Origin of the sequence: Streptomyces cylindrosporus, from assembly GCF_022698165.1 — a bacterium.
Classification (GTDB): Bacteria; Actinomycetota; Actinomycetes; order Streptomycetales; family Streptomycetaceae; genus Streptomyces; species Streptomyces cylindrosporus.
This window is the reverse complement of record NZ_JALDAY010000003.1, coordinates 187,911-207,828: the sequence shown is the minus strand read 5'-3', so window position 1 is coordinate 207,828 and position 19,918 is coordinate 187,911. Positions and strand designations below refer to the sequence as shown.

19 protein-coding genes are annotated in these 19,918 nt (G+C 71.3%); 8 read left to right on the top strand and 11 right to left on the bottom strand.

Annotated features, from left to right (window positions below; all coding sequences use genetic code 11):
- Positions 1–26: 26 nt before the first annotated feature.
- Positions 27–1,706, bottom strand: a complete 1,680-nt coding sequence (locus MQP27_RS10395) for a rhamnogalacturonan lyase B N-terminal domain-containing protein (protein ID WP_242764166.1) — start codon at positions 1,704–1,706, stop codon at positions 27–29.
- A 188-nt stretch (positions 1,707–1,894) separates the two neighbouring features.
- Between MQP27_RS10395 and MQP27_RS10390 the strand changes: the two genes are divergently transcribed.
- On the top strand, positions 1,895–2,956 hold the full coding sequence (locus MQP27_RS10390; RefSeq protein WP_242764164.1) for a rhamnogalacturonan acetylesterase: 1,062 nt from the start codon (positions 1,895–1,897) through the stop codon (positions 2,954–2,956).
- Between the two features lie 85 nt (positions 2,957–3,041).
- A complete protein-coding gene (locus MQP27_RS10385; RefSeq protein WP_242764162.1) occupies positions 3,042–4,757 on the top strand; it encodes a DUF2264 domain-containing protein in 1,716 nt (571 codons plus the stop codon).
- 433 nt (positions 4,758–5,190) lie between these two features.
- On the opposite strand, the gene MQP27_RS10380 is transcribed toward MQP27_RS10385, so the two are convergent.
- Entirely contained in the window at positions 5,191–6,579 is a 1,389-nt protein-coding gene (locus MQP27_RS10380; RefSeq protein ID WP_242764160.1) for a hypothetical protein, read from the bottom strand.
- A 174-nt stretch (positions 6,580–6,753) separates the two neighbouring features.
- Between MQP27_RS10380 and MQP27_RS10375 the strand changes: the two genes are divergently transcribed.
- Positions 6,754–7,173: an NUDIX hydrolase gene (locus MQP27_RS10375; RefSeq protein ID WP_242765064.1), complete on the top strand. Its 420-nt coding sequence runs from the start codon at positions 6,754–6,756 to the stop codon at positions 7,171–7,173.
- Here the strand turns inward: MQP27_RS10375 and MQP27_RS10370 are convergent.
- The 4 genes from MQP27_RS10370 to MQP27_RS10355 are packed head-to-tail and all read right to left on the bottom strand — an operon-like array spanning position 7,160 to position 10,853.
- Positions 7,160–7,954 carry a hypothetical protein gene (locus MQP27_RS10370; protein WP_242764158.1) on the bottom strand — a complete coding sequence of 265 codons (795 nt, stop codon included), beginning with the start codon at positions 7,952–7,954 and terminating at the stop codon, positions 7,160–7,162. The two genes, MQP27_RS10375 and MQP27_RS10370, sit on opposite strands and share 14 nt — an antisense overlap.
- A 37-nt stretch (positions 7,955–7,991) precedes the next feature.
- Positions 7,992–9,392, bottom strand: a complete 1,401-nt coding sequence (locus tag MQP27_RS10365; protein WP_242764156.1) for a hypothetical protein — start codon at positions 9,390–9,392, stop codon at positions 7,992–7,994.
- Between the two features lie 50 nt (positions 9,393–9,442).
- Positions 9,443–10,273, bottom strand: a complete 831-nt coding sequence (locus MQP27_RS10360; RefSeq protein WP_242764154.1) for an alpha/beta fold hydrolase — start codon at positions 10,271–10,273, stop codon at positions 9,443–9,445.
- Entirely contained in the window at positions 10,260–10,853 is a 594-nt protein-coding gene (locus MQP27_RS10355) for a TetR/AcrR family transcriptional regulator (protein ID WP_242764152.1), read from the bottom strand. Before MQP27_RS10355 ends, MQP27_RS10360 begins: the two co-directional genes overlap by 14 nt.
- Before the next feature lie 95 nt (positions 10,854–10,948).
- Between MQP27_RS10355 and MQP27_RS10350 the strand changes: the two genes are divergently transcribed.
- The 5 genes from MQP27_RS10350 (at position 10,949) to MQP27_RS10335 (ending at position 14,975) form a co-directional block, all read left to right on the top strand.
- On the top strand, positions 10,949–11,479 hold the full coding sequence (locus tag MQP27_RS10350) for an AAA family ATPase (RefSeq protein ID WP_242764150.1): 531 nt from the start codon (positions 10,949–10,951) through the stop codon (positions 11,477–11,479).
- A 107-nt stretch (positions 11,480–11,586) separates the two neighbouring features.
- Positions 11,587–12,312, top strand: coding sequence for an ArsR/SmtB family transcription factor (locus tag MQP27_RS10345; protein ID WP_242764148.1), 726 nt, complete (start codon positions 11,587–11,589; stop codon positions 12,310–12,312).
- Positions 12,309–13,115, top strand: a complete 807-nt coding sequence (locus tag MQP27_RS50900) for an MFS transporter (RefSeq protein WP_308289920.1) — start codon at positions 12,309–12,311, stop codon at positions 13,113–13,115. Before MQP27_RS10345 ends, MQP27_RS50900 begins: the two co-directional genes overlap by 4 nt.
- Positions 13,112–13,582 carry an MFS transporter gene (locus MQP27_RS50895; protein ID WP_278195918.1) on the top strand — a complete coding sequence of 157 codons (471 nt, stop codon included), beginning with the start codon at positions 13,112–13,114 and terminating at the stop codon, positions 13,580–13,582. The genes MQP27_RS50900 and MQP27_RS50895 overlap by 4 nt, the downstream gene beginning before the upstream one ends.
- 100 nt (positions 13,583–13,682) lie before the next feature.
- Positions 13,683–14,975 carry an MFS transporter gene (locus MQP27_RS10335; RefSeq protein WP_242764146.1) on the top strand — a complete coding sequence of 431 codons (1,293 nt, stop codon included), beginning with the start codon at positions 13,683–13,685 and terminating at the stop codon, positions 14,973–14,975.
- 1 nt (position 14,976) lies between these two features.
- Here the strand turns inward: MQP27_RS10335 and MQP27_RS10330 are convergent, their stop codons facing one another.
- From MQP27_RS10330 to MQP27_RS10310, 5 genes are read right to left on the bottom strand one after another with little or no spacing between them, the layout of a single operon-like run.
- A complete protein-coding gene (locus MQP27_RS10330) occupies positions 14,977–16,140 on the bottom strand; it encodes an MFS transporter (protein WP_242764144.1) in 1,164 nt (387 codons plus the stop codon).
- On the bottom strand, positions 16,137–16,937 hold the full coding sequence (locus MQP27_RS10325; protein ID WP_242764142.1) for an ABC transporter permease: 801 nt from the start codon (positions 16,935–16,937) through the stop codon (positions 16,137–16,139). Before MQP27_RS10325 ends, MQP27_RS10330 begins: the two co-directional genes overlap by 4 nt.
- A 5-nt stretch (positions 16,938–16,942) precedes the next feature.
- Positions 16,943–17,746: an ABC transporter permease gene (locus MQP27_RS10320; protein ID WP_242764140.1), complete on the bottom strand. Its 804-nt coding sequence runs from the start codon at positions 17,744–17,746 to the stop codon at positions 16,943–16,945.
- Position 17,747: 1 nt separating this feature from the next.
- Positions 17,748–18,758: an ABC transporter ATP-binding protein gene (locus MQP27_RS10315; RefSeq protein ID WP_242764138.1), complete on the bottom strand. Its 1,011-nt coding sequence runs from the start codon at positions 18,756–18,758 to the stop codon at positions 17,748–17,750.
- A complete protein-coding gene (locus MQP27_RS10310; RefSeq protein ID WP_242765062.1) occupies positions 18,755–19,915 on the bottom strand; it encodes an MFS transporter in 1,161 nt (386 codons plus the stop codon). Before MQP27_RS10310 ends, MQP27_RS10315 begins: the two co-directional genes overlap by 4 nt.
- Positions 19,916–19,918 lie beyond the last annotated feature (3 nt).

Here is a 19,918-nt window from a genome sequence, read left to right as displayed (position 1 = left end):
CGCTCCCCGCACGGAGGTTGCCGCCCTCAGGCGAGCAGATCGATCGCGTCGACCGCCGTGCCCGCGCTCAGGAAGGAGGTCGTCCCCGAGCCGCTCGCCACGTAGATCTTCAGCGTGTTGTAGGCGCTGGTGTCCGTCAGCCAGGCGGAGGCCGGCACGCTGTAGGTGAACGTGTAGTTGTTGCCCCGGTAGGAGCCCACGGTCAGCGACCGGGTGCTCGGCTGGGTGGGCGGCGAGGGGACCGCGGAGGTCCAGGTGTCGTTGACGACGACCTGCGGCCGGCCGTTGGCGTAGGCCGTCGTCACGCCGATGCGCAGGGTGTGCGCGGCTGCGGCCTGGGCGGCGGTCAGCTTGAAGTACACGATGATGCCGCTGTTGACGTCCTTCCACAGATAGCAGGGGAAGGCGGACGTCTCGGTGCCGCTGCCGACAACGACGTTCCCGGTCCAGGACGCGGCCCGCACGTCCGAGGGATGCGCGTACGTCATCAGGTCCGCGTTCTTGAACCCGCTCGGCGAGCCCGTCCAGTTGCCGATCCGCCAGATCGCGCTCGCGTTGCTCGGGTCGTTCGAGGACGGGATCGCGATGGTGTTGAGGGTGGTCGTGGCGCCCGCAGTGACCGTCACCGAGCTTGTGTAGACGGCGAGTTCGTCCTTGAAGACGGTCAGCGTGTACGTCCCCGGCAGCACGCCCGGGATCGAGAAGTAGCCGTCCGAGGCCCGCGCCGAACCCCAGTACTGCGCCGCCGAGTTGGCGAGCCCGACCGTGTACGGGTAGGCCGTGTCACGCCCGCTGATGCCGACCCCGGCGACCCGGCCCCGCCCGCTCGCGGCGACGTACCCCGAGATGCCGAGCGAATCCGCCCAGGACGTACTGATGTTGGCGTGGTACAGCGAGGAGGAGGGCGCCCCGCCGTCCGTGAAGGCGATGACGTACGGGCCCTGGAGGCCGAAGCGCTGGGACTCCGTCTGGTTCTCGCCGTAGTACAGGATCTCGTACAACCCACCGCCGTCGGCGCTCTGGTGGCGCAGCAGGGAGCGGTAGAAGGGCCCGCCGGAGGCCTTCTCGTGGTTGGAGCGGACGACGTACAGGCCCACGCTCCCCGTGGTCCAGCCGATGTAGTCGTAGTCGATGACCCGCTTCTTCGAGTAGTGCTTGGAGCGGGTCTGGCCGTCGGACTTCGCGAAGACGTCCGAGGCCTCGATGGTGGTGGGCGCGTAAGTGTAGGAATCGGGCTCGTCGTTGAGGAACAGGCCCGCCTTGACGCGCACGATGTAGCGGGTCGCGCTGACCGAGTCGTCGGCCTTGTTGGTCCACAGATAGACGTTGTTCTCGCCGCTGCGGGCCGCGTAGTAGTGCTTGAGCGTGCCGTACGTGACCGAGATCAGGATCGTCGACCCGGACTGACCGATCGTCACCGTCGAGGTGCCCAGGCCGGATTCGACGTGCGAGTTCTTGCCGCCGTAGCCCTGGTACTCGGTGCCCTTGTAGACCAGTGAGGTCAGGTCGCCGTTGGTCTTGCTGACCTTGAAGACGAGGCTCGCGCCGGTGTCGACGACGTAGTTCGAGCCGTCGTCGCTCCAGCCGAAGCCTGCCGCCGAGGCGGTGCCGGCCAGCGGACCGGCGAGGGCGGCGGTGCCGGCGGCGGCCGAGGCGCCGAGGACGAAGGTGCGGCGTCCGAGCGGTCTCCCGGTGGATCCGGACATGGGGGTGCCTCCTCCGGTGGGGCGGGGTTGCGGGTGTCTGTGAGAGTGACAGTTGAATCGATTTCGCGAAAGGCCTTTCGCCTTCATGGAGTTGGCATTCTTGTGAAACCGGTCAAGAGGCTAGAAAGCGCTTGCCGATGGCTGTACGGTCCCCGCCAGGCCATGTCGCCACGACGAAGGAGCCCCGAGTGAGACGTTTCAACCCAGTGTGCGTCGCCGCGCTCGTGGCGGTCGTCCTCGGCACCTGCCTGACCGCTGCCCCCGCCGCCCAGGCCCACGACCGGCGGCGGCCGCTCGGCATCGAGAACTGCACCGCCACTGCCTGCCACTTCGACGTGCCGCCCGGAACGTACGACGTGCGGGTCCTGCTCGGCGGCGAGGCCGGCTCCAGCACGAGCATCAGCGGCGAGACCAGGCGCGCCCTGCTTCCCGAGACATCGGTCCCGGCCGGTGAGCGGGTCGTCCGCAGCTTCACGGTGAACGTCCGCACGCCGGAGGGCGAACCGACCGGCCCGGACGGAACTCCCGGCCTGGACCTGGCACTTGGCGGCTCCGCCCCCGCACTGGCCGACATCCGTGTCACCCCGGCCGCCGCCCGGCATGTCCGCCAGATCTTCCTGGTCGGCGACTCCACCGTCTGCGACCAGCCCGGCGACCCGTACTCCGGCTGGGGCCAGCAGCTGCCGCAGTACCTCCGCAAAGGCATGTCGGTGGCCAACTACGCGGATTCCGGAGAGAGTACGGTGACATATCTGCAGAATCCGCAGCTCTGGGCCACCGTTCAGCCGCTGATCCGCCCCGGTGACCTGGTGCTGATCCAGCTCGCCCACAATGACAAGACCACCGACGAGGCGACGTATCGCGGCAATTTGGAGACACTGGTGGCAGGTGTACGGGAGAAAGGCGGACGTCCGGTGCTGGTGACCCCCATCGTGCGGCGCTGGTTCAACTCCGACGGCACCCTGAACAACAACACCGCGCTGCTGGTCAACGGCCTCGGCGTGGACCATCCCGCGGTGATCCGCTCGGTCGCCGCGGCCGAGGACGTGCCGCTGATCGACCTCACGGCGAGGACGAAGGCGTTGGTGGAGTCCCTGGGGGTCGAGGGCTCCAAGGCGATCTACCTCTACAACGAGAAGAAGGACAACACCCACACCTCCGTCCATGGAGCGACTGTGTACGCGGGTCTTGTCCGCGACGGACTTCTCGCCCAGCATCTGGTACCCAGGAGCCAGGTGCGGGCGGATTGAGCCCCTGGGGCGTCTCGACCGGAACCGGGGCGCCCCAGGTCCCGCCCACTGTCCGTTCGCTGCCGTACGTCCTGAAAGGGCACCGATGCACCTGCCGCCCGCCGACCGTGCCCTCAGCCCGTACACCGGCTACACCCGGGCCCACTGGGAGGCGGCGGCCGACGCCCTGCTCGCCGCGGTGGAGCCGTACGCGGCGCGTGGAGGCGCTCTCTACCACTTTCCGGGCGACCGCGAGAGCTGGTCCGGCCACCTGTCGGACGGCCTGGAGGGTTACGCCCGTACGCTCCTCCTGGCGGCCTTCCGCCGCGACGAGACCGCCCTCCAGCGCTACGCCGACGGCCTCGCGGCCGGCGTCTCGGGCGTCTGGCCGCGCATCGAGGACCGCAGCCAGCCCCTGGTCGAGGCGGCGTCCATCGCCCTCGCCCTGCGCCTGACCCGCCCCCTCCTCTGGGACCGCCTGGACGAAGGCGTACGACAGCGGGCGGCGGCCTGGCTCGGCGACGCGCTGACCGCCGAGCCCTGGCCCTGCAACTGGGAACTCTTCCCGGTCACGGTCGGCGGATTCCTCGAAGAAATCGGTTACGAGACGGAGGCGTCCCGCAAGGCGATCGAGCGCGGGCTCGAGCGGATCGAGGACTGGTACCTCGGCGAGGGCTGGTACACGGACGGCGACGGCCGGAAGTTCGACTACTACAACGGCTGGGCGATGCACCTCTACCCGGTCCTGCACGCGTGGCTGGCCGACGACGACCGCCTCCTGGACCTGTACGGCGGCCGCCTCTCCCGCCACCTTCAGGACTACGCCCGCCTGTTCGGCGCCGACGGCGCCCCGATGCACCAGGGCCGCTCCCTGACGTACCGCTTCGCGACGACGGCCCCCCTGTGGCTGGGCGCCCTCACCGACCGCACACCGCTGCCGCCGGGCCAGACGCGACGGCTGGCGTCCGGCGCCCTGAAGTACTTCCTGGACCGGGGCGCGGTGAACCCCCAGGGCCTCCTCACCCTCGGCTGGCACGGCCCCGACCCGGCCGTACTGCAAGGCTATTCGGGCCCGGCGTCCCCGTACTGGGCGAGCAAGGCCTTCCTGGGCCTGCTCCTGCCACCGGACCACCCGGTGTGGACGACACCGGAGGAGCCGGGCCCGACGGAGCGCGCGGACGCGGTGACGTCCCTCGCACCGCCCAACTGGCTGCTGCACTCGACGAGTTCGGACGGGATCGTACGCCTCCACAACCACGGGAGCGAGGACGCCCGTTACGACCCGTACTACACGCGGCTGGCGTATTCGACGGTCACGGGGCCCTCGTCGTCGTACGACAACAGTGTGATCGTCGGGGGTGATCCGAGCCGGGCGGGCATCGAGCCGTTGGGGGCAGGGGAGGGGTGGGTCGCCTCGCGGCACACCGCCGGTGGGGACGCCCGGGTGACGAGCGTGGTGCTGGCGCGCGGAGCCGTGGAGGTGCGGGCCTATCTGGTGGCCGGGGCGGTGCCGGGGACGGCGGTGCGGGTGACCGGGTGGTCCGTGGCGGGCGATGCGGGCGGTGTGGTGCGGGCCGAGTTGGTGCCGGTGGTGGGGTTGTCGGACGCGCTCACGGGGGTGACAGGCGACGGGGACACCCTGTTCGTGGCACTGGCGCGGCTTACCGGGGAGGCGGATGCCGTGCCGCTGGGGGAGCTCGTGGGCGTACGGGCCGTCGGGGTGGGGGAGTTGGCGGTGCGCTGGAGTGACGGGAGTGAGGCGCGGGTCGTCTTCGGTGGTGGAGCCGGGGTGCGGGTTCTGGGGGTTGGATCCGGCGAGTAGGGGCGTGGGCTCCTGCGTATCGCGGTGTGGGGGAGAGACAAGTACGCGGAGTCGTCGGGGAGTTGGCGGGTCGAGTACGTGCTGCCGCCCCGGTTGGCGTGGCGTGCGGCGAAGGCGAGGAGCCCGTGGGCGCCCCGAACACTTCGTGCGGCGTATGGCCGGGCAGGTGGGCTGAGCCGCGCCTCAAGGCCGCTGGGCCGCGGGGCCGGTGCGTGCTCGCGGAGGAGGGGGTGGGCTGTGCCCCGTCGGCGCCGCTCCGCCGCGCTCGCTCTCGCTCGCGCGGTGGCCTCATCGCGGTGCCGCCGTGGCAGCGGCCGATGGCACGTCCTCCTCCGCCTCGTGGCGGCACGCACCGGACCCCGCTCGGCTCGGTCATGAAGCGCCGCGCCTCATGACCGGCCTGATCGGGAGAGGCGCCCCCAGGGGGCTGACCTCACGGCGTCAGGCGCGCGATCCGCAGTGTCTTCGACGTCGGCGAAGCCCCGTTGAGCGCGGTCGCGTACGACGGTGTGACCGGGACGTACGCCCAGGTCAGGGTCCCGTCGGCGGACACCGCGACGTCGCCCGTGATGCGCGCCTGGACCACCTTGTCCGCGCTCTGGAACTTGCCGTTCCAGTCGATGAGCCGCAGGTGCGTGCCCGTGAAGGCGCCGGTGCAGGTGCCCGCCTTGCACTTGGCGTTCTTCAGGGACTCCCAGGACAGCAGGAGCCGGTTCTTGCCGTACGGCGCCAGGTGCACGTCGACGTTCTCCGTGCCCTCGGCGGAGGTGAGGTAAATCGCCTTGCCGGGGCCGGAGTTGCGGTTCTTCATGAAGGCGACCGCCACCTGGTGGGTGCCGGTCCTCGGGGTGACCGTCCAGCCGCGGCCGGAGGAGTCGTCCGGGTTCTTCTTCGCCGAGGCCGCGCCGCGGGAGGCGAACGCGGTCGCGTAACGGCCGCCGGCGGACCTGACCAGATCGCCGGTACGGCCGGGGAACGTACCGCCGCAGTAGCCCGCCCAGCACTGCTCGCGCTGCACCACCGGCGCGTCGTCCGGGGCGGCGATGCCCGTCGACACGAACAGGCCCGAGCGCCAGTCGTCGAAGCACACGGACGCGAAGGCGCCGGTCTTCTCGGCGTGCAGGGCGATGCCCTCGTTGTGGCTGCAACCCCAGCTCCAACCGCCGCTCAGCTTCCCGCCCTTGGCGCTGACGTACGACAACTTGTCGCCGTAGTGCCCGTCGGCGAAACCGCCCGCGCCGTGCACGACGAAGTACGCGCCGTACTTGCTGCCGTTCCAGGTGAGCTGGCCGTCCAGGACCGGGGACGTGTCGTGGGTGGCGGTGCTCGTCAGCTTGGTGCGGAAGGTCTGCTTGCCGTTGGTGTAGCGGATGATCGCCGCCGCGGTGTCGTGCCACTTGTTGGTGTCCGCGACCCGCGTCAGCAGCGCGAAGCCGTCGTTGTGCGCGACCAGGCCGCCGACCTCCTCGGCGCCCCTGACGACGGTGTCCGCGCCCGAGCGCTTCCCGGCGGCGGTCAGCGGGGTGACGTGGATGCCGTCGGACGCCGGCCAGGCCACGCGCAGCGAGCCGTTCGGGGCGACCGCGGTCGACGTCCGGGTCCACTCGCGCATGTTGTTGTAACCGGTCGACAGATAGGGGAACTTGGCAGACAGGCTCACCGAGGTCGTCGTGATCGTGAGAGGCGCGGCGGTGCTCGTCGCGGCGCCCGCCGTGGCGTACCAGGCGCCGACGAGCGCGGCGGTCGCGGCGAGTCCGGCGACGACGGGCTTACGGGCGGCCCGGACCCGGCGGTGAGCCGTCGTGCGTCTTGCTGATGTCATGTCCCCTGGTCGTCGCCGGTCGGGCGAAGGTTGCCGGGCGCCCGAGGAGCAGTGGGGCGACGCGGGTCACAGCGCCGTACGGCAGGTCCTTGGTAGGCTGGACCCTTTCGTGGGTATCAGACCCTTTGGACTCATCTCCGGCGAGCGACCGAGGGACCGTACATGGACACCGACATGGACTTCCCCGGCGACCGGCGACTGGCCGCCGCCGTCGTGATGGACGGCGAGGGCCGGGTGCTGCTGGTCCGCCGCAGTGAGAGCGAGAAGTTCCTGCCCCGGGTCTGGGGTGTTCCCTGCGGCAAGCTCGAAGGCGACGAGAGCGCCCCGGACGGCGCGCTGCGCGAACTGAAGGAAGAGACCGGGCTGCTCGGCGAGATCGTCCGCAAGGTCGGCGAGTCTTCCTTCCTCAGCGAGTACCGCGGCCACGAGATCAAGAACTGGCAGGAGAACTTCCTGGTCAGGCCCCTCAGCGGCCGGATCACCCTGCCCAGGCCCGACCAGGCCCACGCCTGGCTCCGGCGCTCCGAGCTGACCACGGTCGACATCGACGAGTACAACCTCGACATCGTCGAGCAGGCCTTCACGAGCTTCTGAGCAGCTCCGCAAGGCCGTTCAGCGCGCCCAGGTACTCCTCCACCGTCAGCGGCACCTTCGCCACCGTTCCCGGATGCGGGCCCGCCGCCGTGAACACGTCGGTGTGCGGCCGCCGTTCGCTGCCCGTCTCCAGGAACAGCGTCACCGTCGGCTCGACCGTGTCGCACCAGGCGCGGTGCAGGGTGTGTGCCGGAAGCGCGTAGGCGCTGCCCGCCGCGTACTGGCCGACATGCGTCAGCCGCAGCCGTGCCGGACCGGCCGGTTCGAGCAGCCAGTCCGCCGAACCGGCATCCAGGGACTCCTCGTAACGCGCCGCCGTGATACCGGTGTCGCCGTCCGCGGCGCCGTGCGACTCCCCGGCGTCGCCGCCCGAGGCGCCGTACGACTCCCCGTCACCGCCGCCCGCGACGTCGTACAACTCCATCCCCAGCCGCCCGCGGACCACGTAAGAGGCCAGCGGGGAGCGGTGGTTGTGGATGTCCTCCTTGCCGATGGTCGCGGCGCCGGGGTGCCACAGGTGGGCGCGGAGCATGTGCCGCGGTCCGCCGTCGATCAGCAGCAGCTTGTCGAAGCCGAGGACATGGCGGTACGACAGCCGGGCGCAGCCCTCGGGATCGCCCTCGCCGGAGGCGAGTTCGGCGATCAGCTCCAACAGGCGGTCGGGGGAGCCCAGTTCGGCGACGACGGAGCGGGCCGCGGCGACCAGCTCGTACTCGGGCGGTGCACCGTCCAGCCTTCCGGTCAGCAGCTGCCGTGCCGCGAGAACCTGCCGACCACCCATGCACTCATCCTCCAACGCCGCTTCCCGGCACACGCGTTCACTGCCCTGGCCGATACATCCATACGGCATGGGCGCGCAGCGCCGAAAGACCTTGATAGGTCATCCACATGGGATACCGCAGCTCATTGCTGTCGGCGCTCCACCAGGACCACACACCGTCCGTCTGCCCGGCCCACACCGCGGCCGCCGCCCCGTCCAGCCGCTCCCGCCACGCCTCGGCCGACCCGTCCTGCGCCACGACCGCCTGCGCGGTGGGCGACATCAGGGCGCGGACCAGCCAGGATGCGGTGAAGTGCCGTACGTTCAGGATCTCGTGGCGGGAGGAGTCGTCCGTGCGCGGGCGCCGCACCTCCTCGCGCAGGTTGCGCAGGTCCGGGCAGCGGTGGTGGAGCGTGGCCGGACAGGCCAGCAGCCAGCGGACGCCGTCCTCCCGGGCGGTGCGCACCTCCTCGGGCTCCGGCTCGTCCAGCACCCGCGCACACCGGTCGAGGGCCACCACCGCCTGCGCGGTGTGCAGCGCGGAGGGCAGCCCGTGCGGCGATTCGAGGCGGTAGCCCCAGCAGTGCAGACGGTTCCGTCCCCGGTCGTTGATCGCGCCCTCCACCAACGCCTCGCGCAGCAGCGGCAGTACGTCGTGATCGGGCGCGGCGCGCAGCAGGCCCCGCATCACCGTCGTCACGACATGCGTCGACTCCCGTCCGGCGAGGTCGAGTCGGGGCGTGAAGCCGGTCGTGCAGCGGTCCACGTCCTGGGCAAGCCGGTCCCGGGGCACCCCTGCGCGGGCCAGCGCGCCCAGCACCAGCGCCGTGACCTCGGGCCGCGCCTCGGAGCCCTGCGAACGGGCCGACCAGCCCCCGGTCGGCAGCCGCAGCCGCCACAGGGTGTCCACCAGGTCGCCGGTGCGCACGCGGCCGTCGGGCATGCCGAAGTCGAGCATGATGTGCAGGCCGTACGCCGTGCCGACGGAGGTGGGGCGGGCCGGGGCGCTCTCGCCGAGCGCGTGCGGCCAGCCGGTGAGCAGGCCGCGGTCGGGGTCGTCGACCACCGCCATCGCGGCGAGCAGGGTGTCGTACGCGTCGGACAGGACCCGGGGTAGCGGGCCGGGCGCGGGCTGCACCACGGCGACGGGCGTGGTCGTGCCGCTCGCGGGCGCCCCGGCCGCCGCCGCTGCCCGGGCGCGGACCAGCGCCGCCGCCAGCCAGGCCGCGACGCCCGTCCCGATCCCGCTCAGGCCCGAGATCACATACCTGGCCGCCGTCCCGCCGAGGGAGTCGGGCAGCACGCCGAACAGGAACTGGAAGACGGCGTATCCGGCCGCCGCGCAGCCGAGGCTCCCCAGCCAGCCGACGAAACGCGCGGTCTCGCTCGGCCGGGCGGGCACCGGCGTGCCGTCGTCGCCGGTTCTCAAGGGACCGCGTCCCAGCTGCTGTTGAGACAAGACGCGCTCCCTCCCCCTGGGCGGCACGTGACCTACGCGAAGATTCCAGTCTAAGTGGTCGACGAGGCGGGTGGGCCGGCGACCGGAACCAGCGTCTCCACGAGCCGCTGCGCGAACGCCACGGGATGTTCGAGAGCACCGATGTGCCCGCCCGGAAGCTCCGTGAAACTGCTTCCGGTGCGTTCCGCGAGGAACTCGGCGGTGCGGTGGAGGAGTTGACCACGGGAGTCGGCACCCGCGGCGAGCGTGAGCCGGGCGGAGGAGCCGCTCAGCGCCTCTACATCCGGGACGTACGAGGTGAACGGACGCAGGACGTGGGCCAGGAAGATGGCCATGGGGTTGGCCAACTCCTCCTCCCGGGTGAGGGGTTGGCCGTCCAGCGGCCCCACCGGCTCCCGCTCCGCCAGCCCGGCGCCCATGCGCGCGCCCGCCGCCTGAGGACCTGCGGCGCGATAAGTGTCGTACACCTCAAGGAACATGGCCTGCTGCCGATCCCCGTCCGGCAGCACCCCCACGCACGGCGGCTCGTGCACGACGACGTGCCGCAGCCGTTCCGGATACCGGGCGAGCAGATCGAGTACGGCGACGCCGCCGGCGCTGGTGCCGAGGACACAGGCCGACTCCCCCTCGGGCAGCACCTCTTCGAGCACGCGCCACGCCCCGTCGCTCCACGCCTCGACCCGCTGGTCGTCCACGGGCTCGCCCAGCCGCCCGTGGGCGAGGCCGAGCGGGTCGTACGTCACGACGGTGAACCGGTCGGTCAGGGCGTCGATCATCGGGTCCAGCCCCATGGGGTGCCCGGCGCCACCAGGGACGACGAGGAGTACGGGCCCCTCGCCCCGTACGTCCCGTACGTCGTAATGGAGTTCAGTCGTGGTCATGGTCCTGCTGTCCTTCCCGTGGCCAGTGTCGGAGTGTGATGTGCAGGGCGTCGATCGCCTTGTCCCAGGACCGCCGCACATCGCGCGGGGCGCCGAAGCCGCCGCTCGCCTCCAGGGCGCAGTAGCCGTGGAAGGTGCTGCGCAACAGGCGTACGGCGTCGGTGAGATCGGGCTCTTCGAGGCCGTAGGCGCGGAGCATGCCGTAGGTGATCTCGGCCGTGCGGCGCAGCGCGGGGGAGGTGGCGACGAGGGACTGGTCGATACGGATCTGGGTGGCGGCGTACCGCCCCGGCCGCTTCAGGGCGAACTCCCGGTAGGCGCCCGCGAATGCGGCCAGCGCGTCCTTGCCGGCCCGCCCCGCGACCGCGGCGGCGATCCGGTCGATCATCTCGCCGCCGGCCAGGAACGCCATCCGGGTCCGCAGATCCTGGAGGTTCCTGATGTGGGAGTACAGACTCGCGTCCTTGACGCCGAAGTGGCGGGCCAGCGCGGACAGCGTGACGTTCTCGAAGCCGACCTCGTCGGCGAGATCGGCGGCGGCAGCGGTGATCCGCTCGGCCGTGAGCCCGGCTCTGACCATGAGGACGACCTCGGCTTTCCCTTTTTTCCTAGGAACCCTAGGAAAAAAGCTAACTCACCTAGGTTGTCGAAGGCGACCGATATTTTGGTGGGGTGATGGTGGGCAGCGAAGAGACCAGACTGATCGTCCTGCGCGGCAACAGCGCCTCCGGGAAATCGTCGGTCGCGGCGGGTATACGGGACCAGTTCGGCCGAGGGTTGGCTCTCGTCGGGCAGGACAATCTGCGCCGGGTCGTGCTGCGGGAACGCGACCGCCCGGGCGCGGCGAACATCGGCCTGATCGACACGGTCGCCCGGTACGCGCTGGACGCCGGCTATCACGTGGTGATCGAGGGTGTCCTGTACGCCGATCGCTACGGAGAGATGCTCGCCCGCCTGCGTGCCGAGCACCGCGGACCGTCGTACCACTACTACCTGGACGTCCCCTTCGAGGAGACCCTCGCCCGTCACGCCACCAAGCCCATCGCGAAGGAATTCGGGGAGGCCGAACTGCGGGACTGGTACCGGCCGTTGGACCTGCTGCCCGGTGGGGTGGAGAGCGTGATCGGTGCGGACAGCGGGCTGAGCGAGACCGTCGAGCGGATCATGCGGGGGACGGGGCTGGCGGAGTTGCCTGCCTTGGAGTGAGCCGGATCCTGGCGAGGTCTGCCTCGCCAATTCGTCCGTCTTCTCCGTCTCGTCCGTGCAGATGTGAGAGTTGACTCTCATACGTTGTGAGAGGACACTCTCACAACATGGATTCCGGCGACTCCAGCCCTCGTAACCGCCGTAACCACCTCGGCGATGTCGAGATCACCGACCCCAAGGCCATGCGCGCCCTCGCTCACCCCGTGCGGCTCGCCATCCTGGAACGGCTGCAGCGGTACGGCCCGGCCACCGCGACCCAGCTCTCCCCGCACGTCGGCGCCACCCCGTCCGTCGCCAGCTGGCATCTGCGGCACCTCGCGGGTTTCGGTCTGGTCCGGGATGCAGAGGGCTCGGCGGATCGGCGGGAGCGGCGGTGGGAGGCAGTGGGCCGCGGGTTCCGGTTCGAGATGCCGGAGGACGAGGACGGGGTGTCGGCCGCGCGGGCGCTGTTCTGGGAGATGTTCGCCCAGGTCGCGGAGGTCCCCGAGCGGTGGGCGACCGAGGTCGAGCCGGTCCTTGAGCCGCGGTGGCGCCGGGTCGCCATGCTGGCCAACACCCGGATCGTGGTCTCGGCCGAGGAACTCGCCCGGATCGAGGACGCGATGGAGGCCGTGCTCGCGCCGTATGTGACACGCGCGGCGGAGCAACGGCCGCACGGTGCGCGGGATGTACGGGTGCTGCGGTATCTGTTGCCCGAGGCGGCGGATGAGCCGGAGGCGGACAGTTCTGGCGCGGGCGGTTCTGGCGCGGATGGTCCGGGCGCGGACGGTTCTCTCGCGGATGGTTCGAATGCCGACGGCTGCGCGGCCCACGGTTCGGACGCCGGCGCGTGAGGCGGCCGCGAAGGTCACCGGCGTCGCTGTGGCGCGACCCTCGCTTCGTCCGCTGCTGGGCCGGCAGTGCCGTCTCGCAGTTCGGGGACCGCGTCTCCGAGGTGGCCGTGCCGTTGGTCGCCGTAGGGGTGCTGCACGCCTCGGCCGGGCAGGTGGCCTGGCTGACAGCGCTCGCCTGGGCGCCGAACCTGCTCGCGACCGTGTTGGGTGTGTGGGTGGACCAACGCCCTGACAAACGGCGGCTGTTGATCGCCACGGACGTCGTCCGGGCGGCCGTGCTCCTGACCGTCCCCGTCGCCTACCTCTGCGGCACACTCACCCTCGGCCAGCTGTACGCCGTGACACTCGGCGTCGGCTTCGCCGGTGTGCTGGCCGGGTGCGCCTGGTCGCCCTTCTTCGCGCGGCTGGTGCCGAGTTCGGCGTACGTCGAGGCCAACAGCAAGTTCGGCACGGCCCGTTCGGCGTCGTTCGTGGCCGGTCCGGCGCTGGGCGGCGGACTGGTACAGGTTCTGACGGCGCCGGTCGCGGTCGTCGCGGACGCGCTGTCCTTCCTCGCGTCGGCACTGCTGCTTCGCGGGGTGCGTCTGGACGCGGCGCCGCTCGCCGCCCAACACGGCCTCCGGAAAGAGCCGTTGCTGCGCGGCGCCCGTGAGGGACTTGCCTTCGTTCTGCGTGAACCGGTGCTGCGTGCGGGCCTCGCCTGTACGACGACCCTCAACTTCTTCACGCTCCTCACGGGCACCGGCCTCGTGGTGCTGTTCGCCGACCGGATCCTCCAACTCCCGCCCGGCGTATCGGTTTGACCCTCGGAGTGGGCGCCACCGGCTCCCTCCTCGGCGCACTGACCGCCCCGTGGCTCGCCCGGAGCATCGGCTCGGGCCGCTGTGTCGTGATCGGCGCCGTGCTCTTCCCCGCACCCTTCGCCGCCGTGGCCCTGGCGGGCGGCCCGGTCTGGGCACGCGTCGGCATCCTGGGCGGGGCGCAGTTCCTCATCGGCCTCGGTGTCATGCTCTTCGACGTCAACCTCAACTCCCTGCAGACCGCGGTCACTCCGGACGCCCTGCGCGCCCGCGTCACCGGCGCCTACAGCACGGTCAACTACGGCATACGCCCGCTCGGGGCCGTGATCGGGGGAGTACTCGCGGAAACGGTCGGCCTCCGAACGACCTTCGTCGTAGCGGGAGTCGGCGGTGCGCTGTCGGTGCTGTGGCTGCTGCCGTCGTCGATACCCCGCATACGGACGGCGGCCGAACTGCTGGTGGACGCGTGAAGCCGACGCTCGTCGGCTGCCGGGCCCGAGTCGACAACCGCGTGACCGGAGCCCCGTACCGAACCATCCTGGTGGAACGACACCGGCACGAGGGGACCACGTGACACATGAGGCGCGACAGCACGGCGATCCCGGCGAACGCACCCGTGCCCCCACCCCACCCGACGCCCACCAACCCCTCTGGCGGCAACGGGACTTCGGCATCTTCTGGACGGCCCAGACCCTCTCCGTCCTCGGTGACTCCTTCGCCCTGATCGCCCTGCCCCTCCTCGTCCTCCAGGCGACCGGCTCACTCGCCCGCATGGGCCTGCTGACGGCGGTCGGCGGGGCGGCCTCCGTGCTCGCCGCGGTCTTCGCTGGCGCGCTGGTCGACCGGGCCGACCGGCGCCGCCTCCTCATCGCCTGTGATCTGGGCCGGATGGTGCTGTACGGCGTGATCCCGCTGGTGTGGCTGTTCGGCCCGCGGATCTGGCTGCTGTACGTCGTGCTTCCGCTCTGCGAGGCCGTCGGCATGCTCTTCGCCGTCGGGTATGTCACCGTCGTCCGCGGCCTGGTCGGCACCGAGCAGCTGACCGAGGCCAACGGGCGGCTGAACGCGACCGCCGCCGCGGCCGGTGTACTCGGCCCGGCGTGCGCCGGGTTGATGGCCGCGGCGGCGGGCCCGGCCACGGCCGTCGGCGTGGACGCGGCGAGCTTCGCCGTCTCGGCGGCCTGCATGTTCCTGGTCCGCTTCCGCCCCCGCCCGGCCGACGAAGCCGACGAAGCCGACGAAACCGGACGCCGCACCACCCTCGGCCAGGACCTCCGCACGGGCGTCTCCTTCCTCTACGCCCATCCGATCCTGCGCTCCCTCACCGCCCTCCTCTTCGCCTTCAGCTTCCTCACCCTCGGCCTGACCGACCTGGTCATCTACCACCTCAAGCACGACCTCGGCCACGACGACGGCACGGTCGGCACGGTCATGGCGTGCGGCGCGCTCGGCACGATCGCCGGCTCGCTCCTGGTCGCCCGCATCCGCCGCCGTCTCGGCTTCGGCCGCACCTGGCCCGCGGCGGTCGCGGTGAGCGGGCTGGCCTTCGCGGGCCTCGGCTGGACCCACGACATCCCTGTCGTAGCCGCCCTGAGCGCGACCTTCCTGGCCTGCGTGGGCATCGCGGGCACCTGCTCCATGTCCCTACGCCAGGAAACAACCCCCGAGCCCCTCCTCGGCCGAGTCACCTCCGCCTTCTGGACCCTCCAGTACTCGGCGGCCCCCATCGGCGCGGCGACCCTGACCTGGGCGGCGGAGCGACGGGGCACAGCACCGGTGGGTCTGGTCGTGGGCGGCTGCTGCGTACTGATCGCGGTCGTGGCGCTGTTCACGCCGATACGGCGATCGGGCCGCACTTCCTGACTCAGCTCCCGCCCGGCACCACCACCCACCGAGCCAGCACAGCACCCGCAGCCCCCGCCACCACCAGCGCCGCGAGTGCCGTCCGCAAGCTCGTCGCCCCCGCGAGCACCCCCACCGCCGGCCCCGCCAGCAGGAAGCCCGGCCACTGGCCGATCGTGATGACCGAGACGGCCTCGCCGGGTGGGACCGTCGGTTGGCGGCCGGCCAGGGCTATGGCCGCCGGGAGTACGCAGGCGATGCCCAGGCCCGTGATGACGAAACCGGCGAGGGCCGACCAGAGTGTGGGGTGTACGACGGTTACGGCGACGCCCGTCGCGACGGTGAGGAGGGAGACGCGCAGGAAGCCCCTGCGGCCCAGGCGGGCCACCAAGCGGTCGCCCAGGAGGCGGCAGGCCAGGATCGCCACCGAGAAGCTCGTGTAGGTCGCCGCGCCGAGCGCCGCGCCCTCGTCCAGGTAGTCGGCCACGTACACCGAACTCCACTGGGACGCGGCCCCTTCGACGAAGGCGCCCAGGAAGGCGATGCCGCCCAGCAGGACCAACTGGGGTGTGAACCGGTGTCGTACCGGCCGTCGTTGCTCCTTGGCGACCGGCGCCTCCTCCGGCAGCCCGGCGCCCAGGAACAGGAGCAGTGCGCCGAGGACACCGCTGCTCGCCGCCATCTGGACGCCCGGTGAGACGCCCGTGGCCGCCGCGAGTGTGCCCAGCGCGCCGCCCGCCAGTACGCCGACGCTGTAGCAGGCGTGGAAGCCGGACATCAGGGGGCGGCCCTGGGCACGCTCCGCCGCCACCGCGAGCGCGTTGACGGGCGTGGCGAGGAAGGTCGCCCCGGCTCCCCACACCGTCAGGCCCAGCACCAGGGCCGGGACGGACCCGGCCCCGGCGAGCACCGGCGCGTTGAGAAGGACGACTGCCGAGCCCGCGAGGGCCAGTGGGCGGCTGCTGACCCGGCCGATCAGAACCGTGATCAGGACGATCGCCACGACGTCCCCGGCCGCCGAGGAGCTGCTCAGCAGTCCCCAGCGGGCCGTGTCCACCCCGACCTGGTCCCGGATCGCCGGGATCCGGGCCATCCAGCCGCCCTGGGTGCCGCCGAGGACGACGAACACCAGGCGGACCGCGAGGCGGGTGCGTAAGTCGGCGGATGCGGCCGTGTGGGCCGTCATCCGTTCACCCCCGTGTAGTGGTCGAGGCTCCAGCGCCACAGCAGTCGTGCCGCCGCGTAGGCGAGCAGTCCGACCAGTGGGGAGGCCGCCGCCAGCCAGTACGGGACGCCCGTGTCGTGGCCGTGGCCGGTGAGGACCGCGGCCGGGAAGTAGGCGACGAACGCGAGGGGGAGGCCGAAGGTGAGGAGGCCGCCCACCGCCTTGGGCAGGACGTTGAGTGGGTAGCTGCCGAAGGTGCCGAGGAGCTCCTCCAGCCAGCGGCCCCAGTAGTCGGCCGCCGGGAAGCGGAGCGAGGCGCAGGCGACGGTCGTGAACAGGGCGGCCTCCAGGAGCATGCCGCCGAGGAGGCAGGCGAGGAGGTAGGTGATCCGGCCCGCGTTCCAGTCGAGTTGGCTGCGGCTCAGCGCGCCCGCCATCAGGCCCGCGGCCACGGTGAGGTCGCCGATCGCGTTGGTGGGGAAGTACTGCAGCTGCACCTGGCGGTGGACCGGCAGGGGCCGCACCAGGTAGATGTCGATGATGCCTTCCTGGATGAACCGGCCCACCCCGTGCAGCCGGCCCAGGAACAGCACGAACAGGCCGTGCGCGAGCATGCGCGTCGCCGGGATCAGCAGCACGTCGGAGCTGTCCCAGCCGCCCATGCCGGTGAACCGGGCCAGCAGCACGGTCGCGAACACGATCACCGAAACCTGCCAGATCGCGCCGATCGCGATGTTCAGCAGGAACTCGACCCGGTACTCCATCTGGGCACGGATGTTGAGACGCGTGATGCGCCAGGCGATCCGGACGGCGTTCACAGGCCTCAGCCTCCCTGGGAGACGACACGGCGGGCGGCGCGCCGCCACAGGAACCGGGTGACGAGGAAGAGCACGACGACCCACCCCGCCTGGATCGCCAACTGCCCGCCTGCGTCGGCCAGTCGGATCCGGCCGATGTACAGCGACAGCGGCACGCTGAGCGTCGCCTGGAAGGGCAGGAAGCCGCTCATCGTGCGGAACCAGTCGGGGAAGAACCACAGCGGCGCGTACACCCCGGACAGCAGGTTCTGCGCGAAGATCAGGATCAGCACGGCGGAGTTGTTGCGCAGCATCCAGAAACACCACTGGTCGATCAGCAGCATGATGAAGTAGAGGATCAGCTGGCCGAGCAGCAGACTGACGAGGAACACCCCTGCCACGGCAGCCGACTTGGGCGGCTCCACCACCCCGACCGCGAGGCACACCGCGTATCCCGCGAGCGCCCACGCGGCCCCGTACACCTGCTCGCCGAGCGCGCGCAGCGCGTGGTAGCGGGCGGGCGGCAGCGGGCGCAGGTACCAGTAGACGATGGTGCCGAAGTGCATGTGCTGCAGCACGCTGTCCCGGCCCGCGTACTGGTCCAACTCCCGCAGCCGGGAGGCGAGTACGGCCAGCACCGCGTAGGTGATCGCCTGCTCGCGGCTCAGGCCGGCCGTCGGACCGGAATGCGCGTACAGACCGCTCCACAGCGACGCGACCAGCACCACCTGGACGGTCAGCCGGATCAGGACGGCCGTCATCCGCGGCGGGGCGTGCAGTTCGCCGAGCGGGGTGACACGGGCGGCGCGCCAGGCGTGCAGGACCGCCATCTCAGACCCCTTCGGCGGCCGGACCGGCGTGGACGTAGGCGGCCCGCATCACGTCCTCCAGGTCGGCCTCGTCGATGGCGACGCCCGTCACCTCGTACCGCTCGATGACCGCCTTCAACGCCTGGTGGACCGTCGGCGCCCCGGACCCGTCCGGCCCGAACACCACCTGCGGCCCGTCCTGCCGCAGCAGCGCGATCCCCGGCGGCGGCGGTACGACGGCGGTGTGCGCGTCGGCGAGCGTCGCGCGTACCTGCCAGGTCGAGCCGTACTTGCGGCGGATCTCGTCGAGCGTGCCGTCGAGCACCAGCCGGCCGTGGTTGATGAGCACGACCCGCTCGGCGAGCCGCTCGACCTCGGTCATGTCGTGGGTGGTCAACAGGACGGTACGGCCGCGCTGTTCGACCTGGTGCCTCAGGAACTCCCGCACCTGTTCCTTGACCACGACGTCCATGCCGATGGTCGGCTCGTCGAGGAAGACGACCGGCGGGTCGTGCAGCAGCGCGGCGGCCAGGTCGCAGCGCACCCGCTGGCCGAGGGAGAGATGGCGGACGCGGGTGTCCCAGAACGCGGACAGTTCGAGGATCTCGTCGAACTCCCGCAGCCTGGCCGCGTGTTCGGCCTTGGGCACCTCGTAGATGTCCCGCAGGATCGCGAACGACTCCCGCACCGGCAGGTCCCACCACAGCTGGGTGCGCTGCCCGAACACCGCGCCGATGTTACGGGCGTTGCGCTCCCGGTCCTGGTACGGCACCACGCCCGCCACCCGGGCCTCGCCCGAGGTCGGCGTGAGGATGCCGGTGAGCATCTTGATGGTGGTGGACTTGCCTGCGCCGTTCGGGCCCAGCAGGGCGAGGAGTTCACCCGACGCCACGTCGAAGCTGATGTCGGAGACGGCGTGCTTGACCGACCGCTCCGGGTTGACGAGGGAACGCAGCGCACCGGCGAAACCGGGACGGCGGACCGTGGTGTGAAAGGTGCGCGACAGACCGCGGACCTCGATGCTGCCGATCAACCGACATACCTCCGGGTGAGTCGTATCAACCAGACGGTCGCCGCGAGCGAGGCGGCGGAGAGCGCGGTGAGCAGCCAGGGGACCGCGTGGATGCCCGAGGCCTCGATGCCCACCCCCAGCAGTGGGGGAGCCGCCACTCCGCCGACCATCGACGCGGCGATGACCCAGGCACCGGCGCGCCTCGCCTGGGGAAGCGCCCTGTTCAGCCAGGGCAGTCCGGTCGGGAAGACCGGCGCGATGAACAACCCAACACCGGCGTACGCCACCGGCGCCACTCCTTTTACACGTGCCAGCAGCAGACACACGGTCATGCCGGCCGCGCAGATCGTCAGGATGCGCTCGGGGGAGTACTTCAGAGTGATCGGTACGACGAGGAAACGCCCCGCCGTCATCATCAGCCAGTACACGGAGGTCGCAGAGGCGGCCACGGTCGCGGTGTAGCCGACGGTCTCCAGATGGGTGGGCTCCCAGCCGCCCACACCCGCTTCCACGCCGACGTTCAGGATGTACAGGACGAGGAAGCCGACGAGGATGCGGGGGAGGCCCAAGGAGCCGGTCGCCTTCTCCGGCGGATCCTCGACGGGCTTGGTCCGTACGCCGCTTGAGCCCAGGACCACCAGCGCCGCCGCCAGCGCCGCACAGGCCCCGAAGGCGTACGCGTACTCGTCCGGGCCCAGCCAGGCCACCACCGCCGGGCCGAGCACCGCGCCGATGCCGAAGTGGGCGTTGAGGACGTTCAGCATGGCCGTCGAGCGGTCGCCGAAGCCCGCCGCGAACAGCTGGTTGAGGCCGTAGTCGATGCCGCCGAAGCCGAGGCCGGCCAGGAAGGCTGCGGCCAGCGCGAGCGGCCAGTTCGGCGCGAGTGCGAAGCCCGCGCCGCCGAGCGCCATCAGCGCGTAACTCGCCGCCAGCAGCGCCCGGTTGCTTATTCGGGAGTGGATGGCGTTGAAGGCGAGCACGCCCGCGACACCACCCGTGAAGTGCAGGCTCAGGCCGAGGCCCGCGCCCGACGGGGACAGGCCGAACTCCGCGCGCAGGCCCGGCACCGCGGGGCCGTAGAGCGCCTGGAGCATGCCGATCAGGACGAAACCGACGCAGGACGCGACCGCGGCCGACCGGCTGAAGAGCCGGTCGGCCGCGGGGGCCCTCAGGACCATGTC

Excerpts from the sequence above, each read along its gene's own strand:
- MQP27_RS10395 (WP_242764166.1), bottom strand. The coding sequence starts at position 1,706 with ATGTCCGGATCCACCGGGAGACCGCTCGGACGCCGCACCTTCGTCCTC.
- MQP27_RS10385 (WP_242764162.1), top strand. The coding sequence starts at position 3,042 with ATGCACCTGCCGCCCGCCGACCGTGCCCTCAGCCCGTACACCGGCTAC.
- MQP27_RS10380 (WP_242764160.1), bottom strand. The coding sequence starts at position 6,579 with ATGACATCAGCAAGACGCACGACGGCTCACCGCCGGGTCCGGGCCGCC.
- MQP27_RS10375 (WP_242765064.1), top strand. The coding sequence starts at position 6,754 with ATGGACTTCCCCGGCGACCGGCGACTGGCCGCCGCCGTCGTGATGGAC.
- MQP27_RS10370 (WP_242764158.1), bottom strand. The coding sequence starts at position 7,954 with ATGGGTGGTCGGCAGGTTCTCGCGGCACGGCAGCTGCTGACCGGAAGG.
- MQP27_RS10360 (WP_242764154.1), bottom strand. The coding sequence starts at position 10,273 with ATGACCACGACTGAACTCCATTACGACGTACGGGACGTACGGGGCGAG.
- MQP27_RS10355 (WP_242764152.1), bottom strand. The coding sequence starts at position 10,853 with ATGGTCAGAGCCGGGCTCACGGCCGAGCGGATCACCGCTGCCGCCGCC.
- MQP27_RS10350 (WP_242764150.1), top strand. The coding sequence starts at position 10,949 with ATGGTGGGCAGCGAAGAGACCAGACTGATCGTCCTGCGCGGCAACAGC.
- MQP27_RS10345 (WP_242764148.1), top strand. The coding sequence starts at position 11,587 with ATGGATTCCGGCGACTCCAGCCCTCGTAACCGCCGTAACCACCTCGGC.
- MQP27_RS10330 (WP_242764144.1), bottom strand. The coding sequence starts at position 16,140 with ATGACGGCCCACACGGCCGCATCCGCCGACTTACGCACCCGCCTCGCG.
- MQP27_RS10320 (WP_242764140.1), bottom strand. The coding sequence starts at position 17,746 with ATGGCGGTCCTGCACGCCTGGCGCGCCGCCCGTGTCACCCCGCTCGGC.
- MQP27_RS10310 (WP_242765062.1), bottom strand. The coding sequence starts at position 19,915 with ATGGTCCTGAGGGCCCCCGCGGCCGACCGGCTCTTCAGCCGGTCGGCC.